18 protein-coding genes, 1 tRNA gene and 1 pseudogene are annotated in these 21,727 nt (G+C 62.1%); 8 read left to right on the top strand and 12 right to left on the bottom strand.

The annotated features are described in order from the left end of the window. Positions 1–2: 2 nt before the first annotated feature. The 7 genes from ACI48D_RS03535 to ACI48D_RS03565 form a co-directional block, all read right to left on the bottom strand. Entirely contained in the window at positions 3–1,787 is a 1,785-nt protein-coding gene (locus ACI48D_RS03535; RefSeq protein WP_435569824.1) for a type VI lipase adapter Tla3 domain-containing protein, read from the bottom strand. Beyond that, entirely contained in the window at positions 1,784–4,156 is a 2,373-nt protein-coding gene (locus tag ACI48D_RS03540) for a T6SS effector phospholipase Tle3 domain-containing protein (protein WP_435569825.1), read from the bottom strand. Before ACI48D_RS03540 ends, ACI48D_RS03535 begins: the two co-directional genes overlap by 4 nt. Beyond that, a complete protein-coding gene (locus tag ACI48D_RS03545) occupies positions 4,153–6,969 on the bottom strand; it encodes a type VI secretion system Vgr family protein (RefSeq protein ID WP_435569826.1) in 2,817 nt (938 codons plus the stop codon). The genes ACI48D_RS03540 and ACI48D_RS03545 overlap by 4 nt, the downstream gene beginning before the upstream one ends. A gap of 756 nt (positions 6,970–7,725) precedes the next feature. Next, positions 7,726–7,801: transfer RNA gene (locus ACI48D_RS03550), tRNA-Lys, on the bottom strand. A 56-nt stretch (positions 7,802–7,857) separates the two neighbouring features. Further along, positions 7,858–9,651, bottom strand: a complete 1,794-nt coding sequence (locus ACI48D_RS03555) for a GspE/PulE family protein (RefSeq protein WP_435569827.1) — start codon at positions 9,649–9,651, stop codon at positions 7,858–7,860. Positions 9,652–9,654: 3 nt separating this feature from the next. Then, on the bottom strand, positions 9,655–10,485 hold the full coding sequence (locus tag ACI48D_RS03560) for a spermidine synthase (RefSeq protein ID WP_435569828.1): 831 nt from the start codon (positions 10,483–10,485) through the stop codon (positions 9,655–9,657). A 134-nt stretch (positions 10,486–10,619) separates the two neighbouring features. After that, positions 10,620–11,135 (bottom strand): glycine zipper 2TM domain-containing protein, encoded by a 516-nt coding sequence (locus ACI48D_RS03565; protein WP_435569829.1) that lies wholly within the window; start codon positions 11,133–11,135, stop codon positions 10,620–10,622. Positions 11,136–11,417: 282 nt separating this feature from the next. Between ACI48D_RS03565 and ACI48D_RS03570 the strand changes: the two genes are divergently transcribed. The 5 genes from ACI48D_RS03570 (at position 11,418) to ACI48D_RS03590 (ending at position 16,589) form a co-directional block, all read left to right on the top strand. Continuing rightward, complete coding sequence (locus ACI48D_RS03570; RefSeq protein WP_435569830.1) at positions 11,418–11,867, top strand: barstar family protein; 450 nt, start codon at positions 11,418–11,420, stop codon at positions 11,865–11,867. A gap of 104 nt (positions 11,868–11,971) precedes the next feature. Continuing rightward, on the top strand, positions 11,972–12,589 hold the full coding sequence (gene purN, locus ACI48D_RS03575) for a phosphoribosylglycinamide formyltransferase (RefSeq protein WP_435569831.1): 618 nt from the start codon (positions 11,972–11,974) through the stop codon (positions 12,587–12,589). A gap of 13 nt (positions 12,590–12,602) precedes the next feature. Next, positions 12,603–13,910, top strand: a complete 1,308-nt coding sequence (locus tag ACI48D_RS03580; RefSeq protein ID WP_435569832.1) for an RsmB/NOP family class I SAM-dependent RNA methyltransferase — start codon at positions 12,603–12,605, stop codon at positions 13,908–13,910. Positions 13,911–13,930: 20 nt separating this feature from the next. Next, positions 13,931–15,256 (top strand): mechanosensitive ion channel family protein, encoded by a 1,326-nt coding sequence (locus ACI48D_RS03585; RefSeq protein WP_435569833.1) that lies wholly within the window; start codon positions 13,931–13,933, stop codon positions 15,254–15,256. Positions 15,257–15,377: 121 nt separating this feature from the next. Continuing rightward, positions 15,378–16,589 carry a DesA family fatty acid desaturase gene (locus ACI48D_RS03590; RefSeq protein WP_435569834.1) on the top strand — a complete coding sequence of 404 codons (1,212 nt, stop codon included), beginning with the start codon at positions 15,378–15,380 and terminating at the stop codon, positions 16,587–16,589. 51 nt (positions 16,590–16,640) lie between these two features. Here the strand turns inward: ACI48D_RS03590 and ACI48D_RS03595 are convergent, their stop codons facing one another. The 5 genes from ACI48D_RS03595 to radC all read right to left on the bottom strand — a co-directional run bounded on the left by ACI48D_RS03595 (position 16,641) and on the right by radC (position 19,683). Beyond that, complete coding sequence (locus tag ACI48D_RS03595) at positions 16,641–16,901, bottom strand: hypothetical protein (protein ID WP_435569835.1); 261 nt, start codon at positions 16,899–16,901, stop codon at positions 16,641–16,643. 124 nt (positions 16,902–17,025) lie between these two features. Continuing rightward, positions 17,026–18,141, bottom strand: a complete 1,116-nt coding sequence (locus ACI48D_RS03600; RefSeq protein WP_435569836.1) for a hypothetical protein — start codon at positions 18,139–18,141, stop codon at positions 17,026–17,028. Positions 18,142–18,305: 164 nt separating this feature from the next. Beyond that, positions 18,306–18,473 (bottom strand): 50S ribosomal protein L33, encoded by a 168-nt coding sequence (gene rpmG / locus ACI48D_RS03605; protein ID WP_005665735.1) that lies wholly within the window; start codon positions 18,471–18,473, stop codon positions 18,306–18,308. 13 nt (positions 18,474–18,486) lie between these two features. After that, the gene (gene rpmB, locus ACI48D_RS03610) at positions 18,487–18,723 is read right to left on the bottom strand and encodes a 50S ribosomal protein L28 (protein ID WP_025511730.1); all 237 of its coding nucleotides are present in this window, start codon (positions 18,721–18,723) and stop codon (positions 18,487–18,489) included. A gap of 285 nt (positions 18,724–19,008) precedes the next feature. Beyond that, the gene (gene radC, locus ACI48D_RS03615) at positions 19,009–19,683 is read right to left on the bottom strand and encodes a RadC family protein (protein ID WP_435569837.1); all 675 of its coding nucleotides are present in this window, start codon (positions 19,681–19,683) and stop codon (positions 19,009–19,011) included. Positions 19,684–19,770: 87 nt separating this feature from the next. On the opposite strand from radC, the gene ACI48D_RS03620 reads away from it, so the two are divergent. The 3 genes and pseudogenes from ACI48D_RS03620 (at position 19,771) to ACI48D_RS03630 (ending at position 21,694) form a co-directional block, all read left to right on the top strand. Continuing rightward, on the top strand, positions 19,771–20,226 hold the full coding sequence (locus ACI48D_RS03620) for an FKBP-type peptidyl-prolyl cis-trans isomerase (protein ID WP_435569838.1): 456 nt from the start codon (positions 19,771–19,773) through the stop codon (positions 20,224–20,226). 14 nt (positions 20,227–20,240) lie between these two features. After that, a pseudogene (gene ispH / locus ACI48D_RS03625) lies at positions 20,241–21,185 on the top strand (4-hydroxy-3-methylbut-2-enyl diphosphate reductase); the annotation flags it as partial. After that, positions 21,185–21,694 (top strand): adenine phosphoribosyltransferase, encoded by a 510-nt coding sequence (locus ACI48D_RS03630; protein ID WP_435569839.1) that lies wholly within the window; start codon positions 21,185–21,187, stop codon positions 21,692–21,694. The pseudogene ispH and the gene ACI48D_RS03630, both read left to right, overlap by 1 nt. Positions 21,695–21,727: the final 33 nt, after the last annotated feature.

Consider the following 21,727-nt stretch of genomic DNA (forward strand, 5'->3'; position numbering starts at 1 on the left):
GGTTACTTGGTCTCCGGCACAGCGTAATTCTCCGGGTTGATCGCTGGAGATTTGATGCTACGGAACACGTCGCCCAAGTGTTGCTGGGCCTTGCGCTTTTCTTCGGAGGGCGGACTGACGAAAATGAAGGTTGCCTCGTGCGGGTCGCGGAGGTTAATCGCCAGGCTTGGGCCGCCAACGCGATAGCTTCCGATTACGCCGATCGCCATCTCCATGAATAACGTGGCCGCGCCCGTATTGCCAAGGCGCCGATCAATATTAATGAACTGGTCGAGCTTACCACTGTCGATCTCGGGACCGCCCTGTGCGGCATATTGGTGCAACACGCTTTCGATAGCGATCAGCTGTTCGGTTTGATTGTTCGTGGCGACGATGACGCGTGCCGGGGCCTTCGCCCGCTCGGCTTCAGGCAAGGTAAGTAGTGCTTGCTGCAAGCCTTCCATGAGTGCCTTTTGGCGGGCATCGCGACGGGTTAGCGGCTTGCCGTGTTCGTCGGTGGTCCTCACGAATACGGGCCGGTGAACAAAGCCGCGCGTGGTCATCTTGTCGAATTGTTCGAGTTGCAGCTTGCTCCAGGGGATAGGGAACCAAGGCGTTGGCTTCCAGTCCGCCGGCGGCCGGTGCTTCGCGTTCAGTTCCCGGTCGAGAAAGCTGGTCGAGCCGGTGCCGCGAATATCCGGACGTACACTGAACTTGGCGGCGAAGTCTAGCCATTCCGCCGCAGTCACGGTGCGACTTTCCGGTAAATCGGGGTCATTCGGACGTGGCACCGCTTTTTGCAGTTCGAGATAACCAAGGAAGAGACGTCTGGCGACCCCGTTACGGTTGAGCACATCCATGGGTACCCGGTAGTCGTCGATATCCTCGTAGGCGAACGGTCGGATCGGATCAACACGCTCGCGGCGGGCCAGTGCGAAGAGTGCCGATGAGTCCGGCATTTCGGGAACGTAGTAGCCTTCTTTGACGAGTGGCGGCGAGCCGGGAGACCGAGAGGTATGCCGGACATCCATGCCGTCGTCCGAGTTCAATACGACATAGGGCACGTCTGGATTGGCATCGAAAAAATCGAAAATGTCCTTGAGTATGCGATCCGGCCGCTCCGCAAAACGCGCTGGGCCGGCCACGAACAGGCTTGTGCTCATGCCGGACGATTCTGCCGACGCAGCAAGGCCCATATCAGGCACAAGCGGGTTGTTTGCATACTTGCTCATGTCGGGCGGTCTTGCGTTGAAGACCGGCGTCCCCCATTCCGTTACGGTATAGCCGGCACCATTTTCCAAGGTGTCGCCACTACGGCCCCCGCTCATGCCGCGTTTGTCGAACATCGTCCACGGATATTTCTTTGGGTCTTGCTCACGAAGTGAGGTGTGCGGATTGCCGGATTGAAGCGCATCCCACAGCTTTCCTTGCCGGTATTTGTCCAAGGTGACTCCCAAGTTGATCACTTCTAGAACGTATTGGCGCCGTCCTTGTTCGGTGCGCGCCGTCGCTAGTTGTTCTTGTGCCTTTGAAGCTGCAGCACCGGCTTGCGCTTGACGCGCGCTGGCTTCACGTGCCCCGAGCACCCAACGCCCTCCAAGCACGAGCCCAACTCCTAGCACGAGCCCAACTCCTAGCACGACCGCTAGAAGCCACCATGGTTTGCTCATTGTCGCCTCCGTTTGCTTGGATGCCGCGATTACGTTCATCGAAATCATAAAGAACAGCGATGCCAGCGTTCGATGGAATATCGAACTGGTCAGTGGTCGTACTTCTCCCCGATTACGCGGTTTATCGCGTGTGCTCATGAGGTCACCCTTTCGGCCTTCCCGACCGTTCCAGACATCGATTCCACGACGAGGGCCGACGGCAGACCTTCGGGCGGTAGGGGAAGATCGGCAGGCAGTCTTCCGGTCGAGTAATACACTTGATTACCCTCGATCAGTGCTTTTCGCCACGGCCGTTCGTCCGCCCAGTAAGCTGCAAACTGTTGCAGAAAGTCTTCCCACATAGGCATCCCTGGCCGCAGCGGATCTCTTAAGTTTGGTTTCTTCAGCCGCCAATCCGCCACTGCGCACAGGTACTTGTAGAACAGCGGATGAGTCGGTGCTTTTCCTCCACCAATCGCGACGTCGTATGCCGTAACATGGCTGTGGTTCTTGCGCCCGCCGTAGATCGCGCTATGAAACGAGCGTGACACACTTGTCTTCTGCCAGCGTTTTCGCGCCTCGTTCGGCGTCTCGGTCCGCTCGATCAACAACTTGGGCGGATTGCTCGGACGATCAAAGCCAAATTCCAGACAAACGTAGACATTCTTGACCTCGCACTTATCGGCGTTGTCCTTGTCGCGATTGAGTTTTTCCGTCAACGCCGCCCGATGTTCGTTACATTTCGCCACTTTGTCCTTGTGTAGCGCAGGTCGTGGACTAGGTACTGGCTGGTAGCCACGCAATGCCGCCGAGAAGCCACTTGGATCTGCTATACATTCCCAGTGGTGGCTGTCGATACCGTAATCGCTGGTGATGGAGACAGCAGCGTCGATCTGGTCGACGTTCTCGCTAGCGCCGAAACGATTCTGCGCATCGGGGAAGGCGCCTTCGCCCATGCTGGCAACAATTGGCTTCGCCAATGCCTCGCCGGTGATGCGGCGAAGACCATATCGAGCTCGCTCTTCGGCCGATGCGTCGCTGGGCGCGCCGCCAAGGTGCGGCAAATGCTGGCGCAGGGCGTGATTGCTCGTCCACGAATCGCTCGCAGCCGTGTGGGCGTGATCGTCTTCGCCGGGGACCCGTAGCGTGAAATCATGAGGTGCCTGTCCGACCAGGACAACCTGGCCGTTTCGGAAATCCGGTCGGCGCTTTAAGGTGAAAACGCGCTGGAAGAAACCATCACCTAACTCTGAAAGCGGTCTGCGTATTGTCGGTACGGGTACTGTGACCGTTTTGCTCTGCTGGGACGCGAAATCCTTGAACGTTGGGCGGGCGCTGGTCTGGCGGGTTTCATGGCGATGACCACGCAGGAAGTCAGGCACGCCTTGCCAGCCAATTCCCTCGACGCCGGCGAATGCCACCGTCATATCCTCGGGGGAAAAGTACAAATAGACTTTGCCTCGGTTATCGCGATCCTTGGCTACCGCCCACTTGGGGCCGACTGCACCGAAATGCTTTTTTGTATTAGTCAGTTCTGTTAACTCAGGCGCTTGATGTTTTTTTGCATGGACACCTTTGACGATGTTCGCCAATGTCGTTAAACGGGCATGCAGTGTCTGTCCGCCGCTGATGAATTGGTAGCGGTCTTTTTTTTCCGCCGTCATCAGGGGATCTTCGCCGGCGTAGCCGTTAGCAAGAGCTGCCGTGGTTGGCAGCTCGTCGATCAGGCTGTACGGCGGGTTGCAGAGGATCAGGGTATCGACCGGACGCGCGCCAGGCTGGTCCTTCTGCAGATTGGGGTCGAGCAGGAAAGCCTGAGCTAACAGGCTCAGTAGGCAACCTTGACTGTGCGCAACGATCGAAACCGTTTCGTTTTCATCGTAGTCGCGGATCATTGAAATAAGGGCGGCGAGGCGTCGTGCCGCCAGGATCATGTAGAGCCGGCCAGGACTCTTCAGGAGTGGGTGGGTTGCATCATGCGCCGCCCAGTCGATAGTCCCCATCGCATCGCTCTTGCCACGGTTCCACATCTCTGGGAGGGACGTTGTCGCGTTGGCGAATGGACCGCCTTCCTTCGAATAATCCCTGTCCAGCCGGTTACCAAAGCGGTCCATCGCTTGGCCGTGCGGGGTTTTCCGCCAGTCCTTGACATGCGCGGATTCTTCTCGAAACCCCCAGTAGAACGGAATTACCGGACTGTGGGTTTCTTCGGAGATCGTACGCTTGTAGAACACGGCGTCAGGATCCTCTTCCAGCTTGTCTCGGTCTGCCGTTTGCGGCATGCGATAAGTGCCTGGTGTCAGGTCGCCGTATAAGCGCGCCGCCAGACCTTCGCACAGGCCCGATTCCACCGCGTCATAGCTGACCCCGATGTCATTCACGCCATGCACAAGAATGATCGAACCTGGCAGGTTGTGTTTTACCCCGACAATCTTTTTGTTATTTTGCCCCGGTAGGGTCACGCCTTTTCCAGTACCTCTGTCGAAAGGCAGTTTTTTGTAAAGCCCTGAGCTCTTTGCGTCAGTCATGACTGCTCTTTCTCCTCGAGATGAATGCTCGCAACGTGCATCTGCTCGTGCTTCAAGGTCGTGGTCGCGCCAGTGGCGTCCGTGCTGCCCTCGCTACTACCCGCAGGCGATTCGATCTTGTAAGCCAGCCCGGCCGCAGGCACGCCACCGTCGAGATGGGGGTAAAAGCGGGGTTCGAATTTGAGATCGGTCCCGTCCTTTTTGAAGGAGGGGAGCTGAGCGCTCATGGTCTCGGAGCCCTCCCAAATGAAATCGGGAGCATGGAACTTCAGTGCTTGCTTGCTCCCCAGTACGGGCGAGCCTTCGCCCAGCTTGAGGAATGAACCGTCTTCCGCTACCAGCAGAATGCTTTTGGCCGATACGGTGATCGAACCTTCGTTGGCGGTCACTTGGATTTCCTTTGCCGAATTGACGGCGATGTCGTCGTGCTGGCTCTGTAGCAGAAGCTTGCCGGTGTGCGCGATCGCACTGAGTCCACCGCTGCGCGCGAAGAGCGAGACACCGTCGCCGGCATTGACTGCAAAGCGTTGGCCGGCCGTGAGCTGGAGGTGATGCTGGGCGGCCGTATCGATCGTGCTTGCCGAATAGCTTACGATGGCTTTGGAACTGGCGAAGCCGATTCCGGCGGGTGAGGTCACCGCAATGACAGGCTCTCTCGGCCCGGCGGCATCGGGCGCGGTGTTGCTGCCGTCTTCCCACTGCTTGAATCGTGCAAGCAGCGCTTCCTGTTCCTTGGTGTCGATCGCCAGACCATTGTGCTCGGTAGCGTAGTCGCCGAGGGAACTGCACAGCTCACCGCACTCGCGCAGCAGGTCGAGGTACTCGTTGCGGGCAAGCTGGGCGCCTTTGGCACCCGCACCGCCGAGCAGCTTCCAGGCGCTCAGCAAGATTCCGCGCGCGGCCCGCAATGCGATCGCTTCGTCGGTGCGCAACTCCGCACCTTCTCCGCGCGTCCGAGAACCATCTTGCCGGCGCGGCTCGGTGAGATATCCCAGGTTCAGTTCGCTTGCGCCATGGTCACTCGCCAGCTGTGCACTGATTTGGCCTGTCGTGTCGTCCAGCCGAAGCTGGTTGCCCCGCTGGCCGCGCACTTCCCGGCTCCGCAAGCCGGATTGGTAGCGAGTATCCGGCAGCCCATCCTCCCGAGCGAATGCCGGAGGCGGCGCAGCGCCGTTGTAAACTTGGCCTATGATGACGGGCTTGTCGGGGTCTTCCCCGGCAAAGGCGATAAGTACCTCGGCGCCGACGGGCGGAAGCAGGCGCGCGCCAGACTGGACCGTATTGCCAATTCCGTTGCCAGCCCAACTGGAGGCTACCCGCACCCAGGCCGAATCTCGATCCGAATCGGAACTGCCAGCGCCAGCTGCATAGGCGTGGTCCTCCGGTCGCGTAGCCAGGAATCGGACCTTGACGCGGCCAAGATGATCGCACCAGACCACCTCGTTTTGGGGGCCGACTACGATCGCGGTCTGCAATTGCGGACGCGGCAGGACAGGGCGCGGTGGAACGATACGGACGGTCCGGCGGACGCACGTGAAGCAAGTCTTGTAGCGCAGCGGTTGGCCGTTGTCCTTGGGCGGAGACATGTCCGAACCGCGGGACCAACCGCTACGCTCGAACAATCGCTCTACACGTGCGCCGATTTCCACCGGCAGGTTGTTCTCGGAGGCGATGTCCTGCGACGTGACAACGAACTGCCGTTCGCTGTCCGGATGGGTGCCAATTTCCGGATGGCCTTCCAGGCTGAACCATTCGCCGACGGCCAGGTCGCGCACTCCGCCTTCGCCTCTGAACCATTTCGTGGCGTATTCGTGCCGTGATATCTGCGTGTTGCTCAGTTCCGAGAGATCGCGCGGACTGTCGCCAAGGTGTGGGGCTGCGACCTGAAAGTCATCCAGTCCGGCCGCAAGTTGGTTGCCACGTTCACCCTGGTCCGCTTGCGATGGCGCTCGGGTCGTCATGAAGGTCGTGCTGCCCGGCTGTAAGTAATCCCAGCTATGTAGCGACCCGATACCGGGGCGGAGAATGCGTACTGCACTCCAGCCTGTAATGGCGTCACGCTGCTCGGTGGCGGCATCGCGATGAAAACGCACGCTACCGGCTGCGTTCTGGTCGAGCCGGCTGGAGTCGTCGAACAGTACCAAGGTGTGGCCGATCCTGGGCGTCTGCTGGCCTCTACCGGAGACAGTTTTTTCATTCGTAAGGCTAGAACGGAAGAACCAGGCGATACCACGCCGCTGCATCAGTCGGCGGATGAAGTCAGCGTCCGATTCGTTGTGCTGCATGATGAATTGACGGCGAGGAAACTGGCGGCTCCTGAGGCCGACGTCGATATGTAGGTCGAAAGTCGAGGCCAGGACCGGCATACTCCTTTGCCATTCGGAGACAAGTATCTCAATGATGTCCAGCTCGTTCTTGTCCTGGAATACCCGGGTATTGATCTTGTTTTCCAATACCGATAGTGCGTCGCACATGACCAGTTGATAGGTTGCGAGACCGCCATCGCTTTGCCCCGACGCGGCCTCCATGACAATGCCGCAAATGCGGCGCAGCTGTCCTCGGTCGGTAACGACCTGCAGTTCGGCAGGCACGCCGATAAAGTTCTTGAGCGGTAGTGTCGCGCTCTCGGATACGCAGAGGATCCGGAACTCGAAGCCACCGCAGACCGCTTCACTGCCGACTATCCGTTGCGGAAGCAGCGACTCGTCGCCGGTGCCGTCTGTACCGTCCAGAATCAGGCGAAGCGGGCGGTCGCGCGTTGCCAGCTTGTACTGCGTGAAACCGAGCACATTTGCTATATCGTTATCTGCCATCTGTCATCACTTCCCGTTGGGTTGAAGGCGTTGCTTCATTCTTGGCAAGTTCCTGCTGCCCGTCACTGTCGGGCACGGTCGGTCGTGAGTTCGTACACTTTAGGTGGTGGGTGTGGCTGCCCGGCCTATCGGCATGGATAAGGATCGGCACAACGACAATCAGCAAACGCGGCGTCAGGCAAGCCAGGCGGATGCTGCACCTGCTGAGATGAGAACCTTGTAATTATTCAAGGTCATGCACAGGTGCAATTTGAGCGAACGCAACTTGATGATGGGCGTACAGGAGCGCCTATCGAAACATCCGATGTGCGGCAAGTGGACGCCTTGGCGCGAAAGCTGCAAGAGAGATTCTTCAGCACCGGATGCGATAGTAGCCTGGACGGCAGAATCAACTCATGTTGCTTATTTGAAAAAATTGTGAAACTAATAGCATGTCGCCGAGTGGTGGGCGACGTGACCCACGCTTGCCAGATCGGCAAAGGTAGAAGATGGCGATAGAAGGGAGCGCTTTAGGGTTAGAGCCGGGGAAAGTGGCGGGAAAGCTTGGATAGATTAGCGGCCCCCCTTCAGAGCAATTGGTCAGCTCGCTAAAGTGGGTCATTTTCCGTCTGCTTGGCCCAATTTAGACTAGCTTTGTGAGAGAAAAAGTCTGCTGACCCTGAGATCAAGACGGGACGGGAATATTCCAAAGCGACCAGAGAGGGACCAGAACGCAAAAAGCCCACGCACCGAAATGCGTGGGCTTCCTGGTAATACTGGTAGGCCGTGCGGGGCTCGAACCTGCGACCAACGGATTAAAAGTCCGCTGCTCTACCAACTGAGCTAACGACCCGAAGAAGGCACGCATTATAGCGGGCTGTTTTGATTTACGCCAGAGGTGCGTAAAACTTAGGACAAGGCAGAGCTCACCTTCAGCACCTCTTCCGCCGTCGTCACGCCTTCCACGACCTTGTAGGCGCCGGCGATGCGCAGCGGCTTCATGCCGTCAAGAATACTTTGCTGGCGCAGCGCCGCCAGGTCCGTCACTTCCCGGATCAGGTGGGAAAACGCTTCGCTTACCGTTGCCAGTTCGTAGATGCCGGTGCGGCCGCGGAAGCCCGTCTGGCGGCATTCCGGGCAGCCGACCGGGCGGTACACGGTCGCCGGTTTCGGGATTTCCAGGGCCCCGACCAGGCTGTTCCAGACCTCGTCGGACAGTTCGCCGTCCGGGCTCTTGCAGTGCGGGCACAGGGTGCGCACCAGGCGCTGGGCCATGATGCCGCTCAGGGTCGAGCCCAGCAGGTACCAGGGCACACCCAGTTCCAGCAGCCGCATCACGCTCGACGGCGCGTCGTTGGTGTGCAGCGTCGACAGCACCAGGTGGCCGGTCAGCGCGGCCTGGATCGCCATCTCGGCCGTCTCCAAGTCGCGGATCTCGCCGACCATGATGATGTCCGGGTCCTGGCGCATCAGTGCGCGCACCCCGTCGGCGAAGGACAGGTCGATGCCGGGCTGCACCTGCATCTGGTTGAACGAGGCCTCCACCATCTCGATCGGGTCCTCGACCGTACAGACGTTCACCTCGCTGGTGGCCAGCGCCTTCAGCGTCGTATACAGGGTCGTGGTCTTGCCCGAGCCGGTCGGCCCCGTCACCAGGATGATGCCGTGCGGGCGCTTCGTGAGCGCATCCCAGCGCTCGGCGTCGTCGGGCGGAAAGCCCAGCTCCGGCAAGGTCTTGACGACCACTTCCGGGTCGAAGATGCGCATGACGAGCTTTTCGCCGAACGCGGTCGGCATGGTCGACAGGCGCAACTCCACTTCCTGGCCGCCACCGGTCTTGGTCTTGATGCGGCCGTCCTGCGGGCGGCGCTTCTCGATCACGTCCATGCGGCCGAGCAACTTGATGCGCGCGGTCATCGCAATCATCACCACGGCCGGCACCTGATACACCTGGTGCAGCACGCCGTCGATGCGGAAGCGGATCACGCCGGATTCGCGCTTCGGTTCGAGGTGGATATCGGAGGCACGCTGGTCGAAGGCATAGCTCCACAGCCAGTCGACGATGTTGACGATGTGCTGGTCGTTGGCGTCGACCTGTTTATTGGTCTTGCCCAGCTCGACCAGTTGCTCGAAGTTGTTGCGCAGCGCGAGGTCCTGGCCGCTCGACTTGTTGGCGTCGCGGATCGACTTCGCGAGGCTGAAGAACTGCGCGATATACTGGGCGATGTCGAGCGGGTTCGCCAGCACCAGCTCGATGCGCCGGCGCGAGATGCGGGCGATCTCGTCCTGCCATTCGGTGTGGAAGGGGTCGGCGGTCGCCACCACCAGGACGTCGCCCTTGAGCTCGACCGGCAGGATGTTGAAGCGCGCCGCATAGCTGGCCGACATCACGTCCGCGACCCTGGTGAAGTCGATTTTTAAGGGATCGATGCGGAAAAAGGGCAGGCCGACCTTGCCGGCGCACCACTCGGTCAGCAAGTCCAGGGTCAGCAGCCGGTGCGGTGGCCTGGCGGAGACAATCTTGCACTGGGCCACCGCGCTGAGCGGATGCATCGCGCCCACCGCATTCTTGAGGATGCCCTGGGCCTGCGAAAAGTGCGGCTTGACCGTCGACTTCTCGACGATGCCGTCGGCCAGCAGCCACGAGAAAATGGTCTGCAGGTCGAGCACCCTGGACCGGGCGGATGCGGTGGGGGCGTTCATGGCTCAGGTTTTGTTGGCGATGACGGCCTGCAGTCCCTTCACCCAGGACTTGGCCGGCAGCTTGGTGGCGGCCACGATTTGCGCGGCGCGGGCGGCCAGGCGCTCCGGGTCGAGGTCGGGCTTGTTCTTGAAGCACAGCGCGACCACGTTGCCGTCGTGGACTTCGGGCAGGCAGATCACCTGTTCGAAGGCGAAGCGCATCGCCTTGATGTTCTTCTTGTAGCTCGGGTGGTCGCCGAACAGGTTGACCGTCATGACGCCGTTCTCGGCCAGGCAGGCGTTGCAGGCCTGGTAGAACTCGGGCGTGTCGAGCACCGGTCCGCGCGCGGTGGCGTCGTACAGGTCGCACTGCAGTACGTCGAAGGCTTCGTGGTTGGCCTCATCCTGCACGAAGTCCAGCGCATCCATCTCCAGCACCTGCAGGTGCTCGTCGTCGGGCGGCAGCTTGAACATCGAGGAGCAGATCGCGATCACGGACGGGTTCAGCTCGACCGCGGTGACCAGGGCCTGGGGAAACTGGCGGTAGCAGAATTTGGTCAGCGTGGCGGCGCCCAGGCCCAGCTGGGCGATGGCGCGCGGCTGCTCGATGAACAGCATCCAGGCCATCATCTGCTGTGCGTATTCGAGTTCCGGCCAGTCCGGCTTGCGGATGCGCATCGCGCCTTGCACCCATTCGGTGCCGAAGTGCAGGAAGCGCACGCCGTCCTGTTCGGATAGGGTGACGGGAGCGAACTTCGGCTTGCGCCTCGGTTTCGATGCGGCGTCGTCCGCGGGCGTGGAGGCGGGGCGGCGCGAGGATTCGGCCTGTTCGATGGATTTGCGTTTGATGAGCATAGGACGACCTGAAGGGAACGTCCTATTATCGATGGGGTCCTGCCGAGGTGCAAGCACCAAGGCAGGGTAGGGCAGTGCTGCGGAGGAAACTGACGGCGCGGAGAAGAGGGGAGTCCTCCGCACCGGTAGAACTGTTACTGGTACTGGTCCGGTTCGACCGACACGCGCACGCGGATGCGGTTGCCCGGGTCGCGGTTCATGACGGTGCTGAAGGTCTGGCCGCGATAGTTGTAAGTCACGTCGTAGCCGTTGGTGCGCTGTTCGAGCGATTCCACGGTGCGGCAGCGCTGCACGGCCTGCTCCTGGGTGCCGGCGTAATTGCCGCGGCCATCGTTCTCGACGTGGTCGCCGACCATGGCGCCGGCGATCGCACCGACCGCCGCCGCGGCGACCTTGCCGTTGCCGCCGCCGACCTGGCTGCCCAGCAGGGCGCCGGTGAGGCCACCCACCACCGTGCCGCCCTGGCCGCGCTGCTGCTGGACCGGGGCCTGCACGTAGTCGGTACGGCATTCGCGGCGCGGGGTGCGGATCTGCTCGATGCGCGGCTGCACACGCACGACCTGGCCGAAATCTTCGAAGTCGCCAGCCTGGGCCAGCGGCAGGGCGCAGACGCCAAGGGCGGAAAGAATCAGTTTGGCTTTGAAGTTCATTGTCGTACCTCGGTTGATTGGACGGTTACTGCCACGACTGAATGTTACCGCTAGTCGGCGCAGTGGAGCGATCCGCATGGCAACAAAATGTAACAGCCGGAAGGAGGTATATAGATACATCTCTGCAGCGAAAAAAGGTGTAAAAAGCCTTAATACAGGCTGAAAAAGCCCGGCAATTATTACAAATGTGGCCTGCCCAGCCATATTCGGGTTGATTCAACTACTACAAAACGTTACCCTTACGGGACTAAGGGTTTTAACGGTGGGAAACTTGAGGGGAAAATGAGTTTGTTGATGAGAGTGCCGCCTAATCTTGTGCAGTCGATCCGAGCCTATCGCGCCACGGAGCTGCAGAAGGAAGCAGGCCGCCTTGGCCATCACTTCCTATATGCTCATTGCGCCAACGCCCTCACCAAACAGCAAGTTTGCGCCCGCATCGGCGAACAATTCACCTTCCCGCGCCAGTGCAGCAAGAATTTCGATGCGTTGCGTAATTGCATCACCAACGTGATCGCCGAGGCCGGACCGCAGCCGGGATTCATCGCCGTGCTCGATCAATTGCCGAATACGCAAAAATTCGACAAGGAAGCGCGCGAAACCCTGCTCGACGTCTTTCGCGACGCGGCCGAATTCTGGGCCGAGAAAAAAGTCCCGTTCCGCGTGTTTTATTCCTTCGAAGAGCCGCAATCGCCCCAATCGGTGGGCTGGGTGGGCGCGCGGCCGTTCGAATAGGCTCGTCGTCCCCGCGAAAGTGATCCGTCGTCCGCGGGGACGCCACGGCGAATCCCATCCCTTTCCATTGGCCCACTTCCAGCCTCGGGTTACAATGCGCGCTTATGAAAAATATCGTGATCCTTATTTCTGGCCGAGGCAGCAATATGGAAGCCATCGTGCGGGCGCGGGAAGCGCAGCAGTGGCCGGCCAGGATTGCTGCCGTGGTCAGCAATAAGCCCGATGCCCAAGGCCTGGTATTCGCCCAGGCGCACGGCATCCCGACCGCCGTGGTCGACCACAAGGCCTTCGCTTCGCGCGAAGCCTTCGATGCCGCCCTGCAGCAGACCATCGACGGCTTCGCGCCCGACCTGGTGGTTCTGGCCGGCTTCATGCGTATCCTGACCCCGGGCTTTGTCGAACACTACGCCGGCCGCATGCTGAACATCCATCCCTCGCTGCTGCCCTTGTTCCCCGGGCTGCACACGCACCGGCAGGCGCTCGAGGCAGGCGTGCCCGAGCATGGCGCCACCGTGCATTTCGTCACCGCCGAGCTCGACCACGGCCCGAGCGTGCTGCAGGCGCGCATTCCCGTGCTGCCGGGCGATACCGAGGACGACCTGGCGCAGCGCCTGCTGGCCGAGGAACACGTCATTTATCCGCAAGCGGTGCGGCTGTTCGTTGAAGACAGACTGTGCATCGCCGACGGCGAAGTCCGCATCGCCGAGACCACCAGTATTTAAACCAAGGAAACACATGAGATTGCCACCCGCGATTCTCGGCAATGCTGAAGAAGTATTGCGCGAGATCCTGCGCTTCATGGCGCCGGCCGACGTCACCCTGTCGCGCTACTTCAAGGACCACCCCCGCCTCGGCGGCCGCGAACGCGGCGCCATCGCCGAGTGCGTGTATGCGATTCTGCGCAACAAGAACTTTTTCACCGAATTCGGCGGCTTCGGCACCGGCGCCAGCGCCACCATGCGCCGCCTGGTCCTGCTCGGCATGGCCGAGGCGGTCGGCGTGGAGTCGCTGGGCGGCCTGAGCGAAGACGAAAACGATTTCCTGGCCCGCATCAAGGAAATCGACCGCTCGCTGCTGCCGCCGAAGAAACGCGCGAACTTGCCCGACTGGCTGTACGACAAGTTCGTCGCCCAGTACGGCGAAGAGGAAACCCTGCAGTTGGCCGCCGTGCTGAACACGCCGGCGCCGCTGGACCTGCGCGTCAACACCCTGAAGACCGACCGCGAGAAGGTGATCGCCGAGCTGGCCACCGCCCCGATCGTGGCCGAGCCGACCCCGTACGCACCGACCGGCCTGCGCGTGCTGAAGAAACCGGCCCTGCAGAACCTGCCGCTGTTCAAGGAAGGCGCGATCGAGGTGCAGGACGAGGGCAGCCAGGTGCTGGCCCAGCTGCTGGGCGCGCGCCGCGGCGAGATGGTGGTCGACTTCTGCGCCGGCGCCGGCGGCAAGACGCTGGCGATCGGCGCGATCATGCGTAGCACCGGCCGCCTGTACGCCTTCGACGTCTCGGAAAAGCGCCTGTCGAAGCTGAAGCCGCGCCTGGCGCGCAGCGGACTCTCGAATGTGCACCCGGTCGTGATCGCGCACGAGCGCGACGCCAAGGTCAAGCGCCTGGCCGGCAAGATCGACCGCGTGCTGGTCGACGCCCCGTGCTCGGGCATGGGCACGCTGCGCCGCAATCCGGACGTGAAGTGGCGCCAGCAGCCGCAGGACATCGTCGAACTGACCGAGAAGCAGGCCTCGATCCTGGACGGCGCCTCGCGCCTGGTGAAGTTCGGCGGCCGCCTGGTCTACGCGACCTGCAGCCTGCTGGACGAGGAAAACGACGGCATCGTCGCGCAATTCCTGGCCGGCCACCCGGACTTCGAATTGGTGCCGATGAACAAGGTCCTGGCCGAGCAGCGGATTCCGCTGGAAATGGGCGATACCTTGAAAATGCTGCCGCACAAGCACGGCACCGACGGCTTCTTCGCCGCCGTGTTCGAGCGCAAGGCCGGCGCCAAGCCTGCCAAGGCGGATGAGGCTGCTGAAGCCGACGAGTAATTCGACCGCGCCGACCGCCGATGCCGCTGACCAGCCTGATCGACAACCTGCTCGATGACCTGAGCCGCCCCGGGATGCCGTGGCAGGTCGGGGCCATCGCCGCCAGCATCGTGCTGGGCTGGCTGTGCGCCGGGCTGTTGGGGTTCTGGTGGCGCCGCCGCCGCGCCGCGCGTGGCGTTACCGTGCCTAACGTCGGCATGGAATCCCTGGCGCGGGTGATGGCGCCGCTGCTGGTGGTCGGCCTGCTGTACCTGTCCAGCGCCCTGCTGGCCGCGAGCCGCTTCCACACCAATATCGTGAAGGTCGCGATCCCGGTGTTCTGGTCGCTGGTGGTGATCCGCCTGGCCTTCTACCTGCTGCGGCGCGTGTTCGCGCGCCACGGCCAGCTGGGCGAGGCCTTCGTCACCTTCGAGAAGATCTTCGCGCTGGTGGTATGGGGGGCGGTCGCGCTGTACATCACGGGCATGTGGCCGGACGTGTTCGACTTCCTCGACGCCACCCAGCTCAAGTACGGCACCAAACGCAACGATTTCGTCACCCTGGCCGACGTCCTGCAGGCGATCGTCTCGGTCGGGGTGCTGATGATGCTGGCGCTGTGGGCCGGCACCGCGCTGGAAGAACGCCTGATGGGCGTGCACGCCCTGCACAGCTCGCTGCGCGTGGCGCTGGCGCGGGTCAGCCGCGCGGTACTGATGGTCGGTTCCGTGCTGATCAGCCTGAGCCTGGTCGGCATCGACCTGACCGTGCTGTCGGTGTTCGGCGGCGCGCTCGGCGTCGGCCTCGGCCTCGGCATGCAGCGCATCGCCAGCAATTACGTGTCCGGCTTCATCATCCTGATCGAGCGCAGCCTGTCGATCGGCGACATGATCTCGGTCGACAAGTACACCGGCAAGGTCACGCAGATCAACACCCGCTACACCGTGCTGCAGGGCCTGGACGGCGTCGAAACCGTGCTGCCGAACGAGATGCTGATCTCCGGCCCGGTGCTGAACCAGACGCTCAGCATGCGCGCGGTGCGGGCCTCGACCAAGCTGATGGTGGCCTACGGCTGCGACCTCGACCGGGTGATGCCGCTGCTGGTGGAGCAGGCGGTGGGCACGCCGCGGGTGCTGGAGAGTCCCGCGCCGGGCGTGTCGCTGAGCCGCTTCGCGCCGGAAGGCTACGAGCTCGACCTGGGCTTCTGGATCGGCGATCCGGAAAACGGGCAGGGTGGCGTGGTGTCCGAAATCAACAAGAAAATCTATGCCCTGGTGCAGGCCGGCGAGATCAAACTTGGCATCCCGGCACTTGATACGCGCCTCCTTGATGCGCATATAGCATCGGTTGTGGCGCGGATCCACAATTAAGCCTGCTTTCATTGTGCCTTGGCGTGCCGCAGGTCACTAGATACGCGTAAAATGCGTATTTGCGTCATGCGCTGCGTATGACATATCTCGGCGATCGCAAGCCATCCATTCTGGAGTGTTAATGAATTTTCTGAGCAACATCTTTCAGGCTGTCCTGTCCTTCCTGGACGGTGGCCTGGCCGACCTGTCGCCCTGGCAGATGGTTGTGTACACGCTGATCGTGACCCATATCACGATCGCGGGCGTGACCATCTATCTGCACCGTCACCAGGCGCACCGCGCGCTGGAGCTGCACCCGATCGTCAGTCATTTCTTCCGCTTCTGGCTGTGGCTGACCACCGGCCAGGTGACCAAGGAGTGGGCGGCGGTGCACCGCAAGCACCACGCCAAGTGCGAGACCGTCGACGATCCGCACAGCCCGGTCACCCGCGGCATCAAGAAAGTGCTGCTGGAAGGCGCCGAGCTGTACCGCGCCGAGACCAAGAACCTCGAGACCCTGGAAAAATACGGCCACGGCTGCCCGAACGACTGGATCGAGAATAATCTGTACACGAAGTACAGCTGGCTGGGCGTGTCGGTCCTGCTGCCGTTCAACGTCATGATGTTCGGCGTGGCCGGCATCACGATCTGGGCCGTGCAGATGCTGTGGATCCCGATCACCGCGGCCGGCATCATCAACGGCCTGGGCCACTGGACCGGCTACCGCAATTACGATTGCAACGATGCGGCCTGCAACCTGATCCCCTGGGGCATCCTGATCGGCGGCGAAGAGCTGCACAACAACCACCACACCTTCGCCACCTCGGCCAAGCTGTCGAGCAAGTGGTACGAGTTCGACATCGGCTATGCCTATATCCGCATGATGGAAATGGTCGGCCTGGCCAAGGTCAAGAAGACCATTCCGAAGCCGAAGCTGGCCAAGAACAAGGTGGAAGCCGACCTCGACACGCTGCAATCCGTCATCACCAACCGCTACGACGTGATGGCCAAGTACGCCAAGTCCGTCAAGGTTGCCTTCCGCGAGGAAGTCGAGCACCTCAAGCACAAGGCCGAGCTGGAAGCGCGTTTCCTGAAGACCTCGCGCAAGCTGATGCAGCGCGAGCCGGCCAAGCTGCAGGCGCCGCAGCAGGCCCAGCTGAGCGAGCTGTTCGAGCACAGCAAGGTGCTGGAAACCATGCACCAGATGCGCGTGGAACTGGGCGCGATCTGGGAGCGTTCGCACTCGACCCGCGACCAGCTGCTGCAACAGCTGCAGGACTGGTGCACCCGCGCCGAAGCGTCGGGCATCAAGGCGCTGCAGGAGTTCTCGCTGCGTCTGCGCAGCTATGCCTGAGTACTGAGTTCCGACGGCCGAAACGCCCCTTGCGAGGGGCGTTTTTGTTTTCTAGGACGCCAGGCGCCCGCTATCGTCCTGCTCGCCGACCGCCGCGCTGCGCTCGGCTGCCATCGAATTGCCCAAGGCTTGTCCATCTTCGTCCGCCAGTTCCGGCGGGTCGAGCATGTCATGCAGCATGGCCTCCAGTTCCGGCGTGTCCCAGGGGACGCCATGACGGGACTGGAGATGGATGTAGTGCCTGATTTCGCTGTCCTGTTCCGGGGTCAGCGGCAGGCCGCGGAACGTGGTCCGCGGTTCGGTTTCCTTCATGATCCTCTCCCTGTGCGCGCGGCTTCATCCGCCGCGGCAAGGGCCGCAACGCGATGTGGGCCAGCCTGTCAATCTACGCGCTTGCGTCATTGTCGGGCGCACGCCAAGGTCGGCCCGCCGCGGGTCAGCGGCAATTGGCGGCGTGCGGATAGCCGCAGGCAATCATCCGCGCCACGTTCGGATTTGCCAGGTAATCCAGGTGCGCCAACACCGGATTCTCGATCAAACCCAGCCAGGTCCGGTCGTTCGATACCAGCACATCCGCTACCGCCACGTCAGGTGCCGCATAGCGTGCCGGCAGTAGGCGGTAAGTGAGCAGGTCGCTCGGGTCGGTGAAGGCGACCACGGCCAGCCGGCTGAGCGCTTCCACGCCCGGCGGCACCTGGCGGCGGCGCAGTTCGAGGAAGCGCTGCAGCGCGTCCGCCGCCATGGCCGAGCGGCTGTCGGGCCGCTGTTCGATGTCCTGCTCGCCCAGGCCGAGGATGGGCAGCTGGTTACCGGCCATGAACAGCAGGCCCAGGCGCCGCGCGGCCTGCTGGCCCAGCGCTTGGGTGCGCGGCTGGCGCGATTCGAGCATCGCGCTCAAGGCGTCGAACAGGATCTTGCTGCCCAGGCTTTCCGCGACCACGGCCAGCGTGCGGTCGCCGTTCGGATTGCTTTCGAGGATGCGCGAGACCGACTCGACCATCGCGTCGCGGATCGTCTGCCGGCTTGCGCCTTCATAGATCACGGCGTCGGACAGGCAGTCGTTCAGCAGCTTGTCCTTGACATAGCCGTTCAGCCAGGCGCGCTTCGGCTTGCATTCGCCGCTGCCGGAGGCGGAGCAGTCGCTCGGGGTGCCGGTGTCGTCGTAGTCGAGCTGGCGCTTGAGCGGGGTGGTCAGCGGCGACCAGACCAGGGCGTGGAAGCGCACCAGCGTACTGCCGATCTGTTGGGTACGCTCGATGAGCTGGATGCCGTTGCTTGCCGCCGCCGCCTGTTCCGGCACGTTCGCCGAGACCACGCCGGCGATACGGTCGATGCCGTGGTTGGCCCAGGCGGCGTCGTGGGTGCACATGCCGTGCACCAGGATGACGTCGAGCGGGCGGCCATTGCCGGTCTGGACCAGGCTGGCGATGCCGGGGAAGGGTGCGCTGTCGCGCACGACCATCGCGGGACGGTAAGGGGTGGAGCAGGCGGCCAGCAGGCCGGGGATGAGCAGGGTGAGCAGTCGTAGCCAGTTCGGGGGTGCGCGCCGCATCGTTTTTCCCTCCAGGAGCGCCGGCCGGGCGGTCGGCAGACGGGCTCGACTATAGCGAGCCTCGCGGCGGGGAGTGGGGGTTTCGATGACGGGATGATCCACGTCAACAACAAAAAAGCCGCGCACTGCGAAGTGGCGGCTTTTCTGGACCAGAGAAAACCAGATTACTTGATCTTGGTTTCTTTGTAGATCACGTGCTTACGTGCTTTCGGGTCGAATTTGGTGATTTCCATCTTCGCCGGCATCGTGCGCTTGTTCTTGGTCGTGGTGTAGAAGTGACCGGTACCTGCGGTCGATTCCAGTTTGATCTTGTCGCGGCCAGTTTTTGCCATGATAGCTCCCTATTTAGATTTTCTCGCCACGGGCGCGCATATCGGCCAGCACAGCGTCGATGCCGAGCTTGTCGATGACGCGCAGACCGGCGTTAGAAATACGCAGGGAAACCCAGCGGTTTTCGGATTCTACGAAGATGCGGCGGTTCTGCAGGTTCGGCAGAAAACGACGCTTGGTTTTGTTGTTGGCGTGGGAGACGTTGTTGCCAACCATCGGGCCCTTGCCAGTAACTTGGCAAACACGTGCCATAGCGCACTCCTTGAGTAAACTTCCACAATTGGAAAAACGAGAGTATAGCGTGAAAACAGCCGCGTAATCAACAACTTGCGGAAAAAAATTGTTTCTTAAATCATCGATTGGATTTAACAATTGTAAAATTACGCAAGTATTGCGCCGTAAGCTGCTGTTTTCACACTGTTATCCGGCCGCGCCGGGATCTTGCTCGGCCCCTGCGCCGGCCATGTGCACACGTTTGTCGAGGTTCAATCCCATGCCGCATGGATGGCCTTCATGCAGGCCTGCATGGAGGAGTAACTAGAGCTGGCCGTGCTCGGCAAACGAATGCACCAGCGGCCCGGCGACCACGAAATGGTCGAGCACGCGGATATCGACCAGGGCCAGGGCCTGGCCCAGCATGTGGGTCAGGCGCAGGTCGGCTTCGCTCGGGTCCGGCGAGCCGGATGGGTGGTTGTGGGCCAGCAGGACATTCGCCGCGTTATACGCCAGCGCTTCCTTGACCACCTCACGCGGGTGAACGCTGGCGTGCGTCAGCGTGCCGCGGAACAGTTCCTTGTCGGCGATCAGGCGGTTCTTGACGTCTACGAACAACACCACGAAGGATTCGTAGGGCCGGCCGCCGAGCTTGATGCGCAGGTAGCGCTTGACCGCCTCGGGCGAGGACAGCAGGTCGCCGGCTTGCAGCTGCTCGGCGATCGCGCGCCGCGCCAGCTCCATCACGGCCTGCATCTGCGCATACTTGGCCATGCCGAGCCCGTGCACTTCTGAAAAATCGGACAGCGTGGCCCCGAACAGGCCGTGCAGCGAGCCGAAGTGCTGCAGGAGGTCGCGCCCCAGCTCGACCGCGCTCTTGCCGCGCACGCCAACTCGCAGCAGCAGTGCCAGCAGCTCGGAATTGGAGAGCGCCTGCGCGCCTTCGCGCACCAGCCGCTCGCGCGGCCTTTCCTGTTCGGACCAGTCGTTGATACCCATGTTTTTCCAATCGTAAAAACAGTCGAGGGAGGCAGGGAGCCCGGCTCTGGCTTACAATAGCGGTTTGCATGTCAACACACTTCCGCAATGTCCACCACCAACGCTCCCATCGTCACCGAATCGGCTTACCTGACCCTGCATTATCGTCTTGCCACCGCCGACGGTACTGATATCGTCACAACCTTCGGCAGCACGCCGGCCACCCTGTTGCTGGGCCAGGGCCAGCTTGCGCCCTTCCTCGAGCAGCGCCTGCTGGGCATGGCGGAAGGCACGCACGCGAGCTTCGAGCTGAGCCCGCTTGAAGCTTTCGGCGAGCGCAACCCGGAACTGATCCAGGCGGTGTCGAAGAAGACGCTGGACGAGAACTCGGTGCCGGACGCCGATTATCAGGTCGGCGACCTGGTCGATTTCGCGGCGCCGGGCGGCGGCCGTTTTGCCGGCGTACTGCTGCAGATGCGCGAGAACGATGCCCTGTTCGATTTCAACCACCCGCTGGCCGGCCAGCCCCTGAAGTTCGAAGTGCAACTGATTTCCGTCCTCTAAAAAGAGCAAAGACCCGCATGGAAAACGAAATCCTGTTAGCCCAGCCGCGCGGCTTCTGCGCCGGCGTCGACCGTGCGATCGAGATCGTCGAGCGTGCCCTGCAGCAGTTCGGCGCGCCTATCTACGTGCGCCACGAGATCGTGCACAACGCCTACGTCGTCAACGATCTGCGCAACAAGGGCGCGATCTTCATCGAAGACCTCGACGACGTCCCGCCGGGCAACACCCTGGTGTTCTCGGCCCACGGCGTGTCGAAGGCCGTGCGCGAGGAAGCCGAGTCGCGCGGCCTGAGCGTGTTCGACGCCACCTGCCCGCTGGTTACCAAGGTCCACGTCGAGGTCGCCAAGATGCGCAAGCAGGGGGCCGAGATCATCATGATCGGCCATGCCGGCCACCCGGAAGTCGAGGGCACCATGGGCCAGGCGGAAGAGGGCATGCACCTGGTCGAGACGGTCGAGGACGTGGCGAAGCTGCAGGTCGCCAATCCGGAACTGCTGGCCTACGTGTCGCAGACCACGCTGTCGGTCGACGACACCGCCGAGATCATCGCCGCGCTGAAGAGGCGCTTCCCGAACATCATCGAGCCGAAGAAGGGCGACATCTGCTACGCCACCACCAACCGCCAGGAAGCCGTGAAGTTCCTGGCGCCGCAGGTCGAGGTCGTGGTCGTGGTGGGCAGCCCGAACAGCTCGAACTCGAACCGCCTGCGCGAAGTGGCCGAGAAGAAGGGCACCCCGGCCTACATGGTCGACAACGCCGCCGCCATCGATCCGGCCTGGATCGCCGGCAAGAAGCGCATCGGCGTGACCGCCGGCGCCTCGGTTCCGGAAGTGCTGGTGCAGGCCGTGATTAACCGCCTGAAGGAACTCGGCGCGGCCAGCGTGCGCGCCCTCGAAGGCGTGGAAGAGCATGTCACCTTCCCGCTGCCGAAGGGCCTGACCGGCGACGCGACCGCATAATGGGCTTTCAATCGATCCCGCTGGAGTTTTTCAAGGACTATCCGGAACCGGGCGTCAATTTCATCGACGTCGGCTGCGTCTTCGACAACCCGGTCCACTGGCAGGTTGCGATCGACACCCTGTACGAGCGCACCGCCGACCTGCATTTCGATTTCATCGTGGCGATGGATGCGCGCGGCTTCATGATCGCCGGCGCGCTCGCCTATAAACGCGCGATCGGCTTTGCGATGGCGCGCAAACCCGGCAAGCTGCCGGGCGAGGCGATCAGCATCGACTACCAGCGCGAATACGGCAGCGCGACCATCGAGATCCAGCCGGCGCGCATCAAGGGCGAGCGTGTCCTGATCGTCGACGACGTGCTGGCCACCGGCGGCACCATCGAGGCGGCGGCAAGCCTGCTGCGCCAGGTCGGCAAGGAAGTGGTGGGGGCGGCGGCGCTGTTCGACATCGCCTTCTTCCAGGACAAGCGCAATCTCACGATGCCGGTCATCACGCTGCGCGATGTCTGAGAGCGCGTAACGCTTTAAATCGACCGGCATGCC

It is taken from the genome of Massilia sp. LXY-6, assembly GCF_051233485.1.
Lineage (GTDB): Bacteria > Pseudomonadota > Gammaproteobacteria > Burkholderiales > Burkholderiaceae_D > Telluria.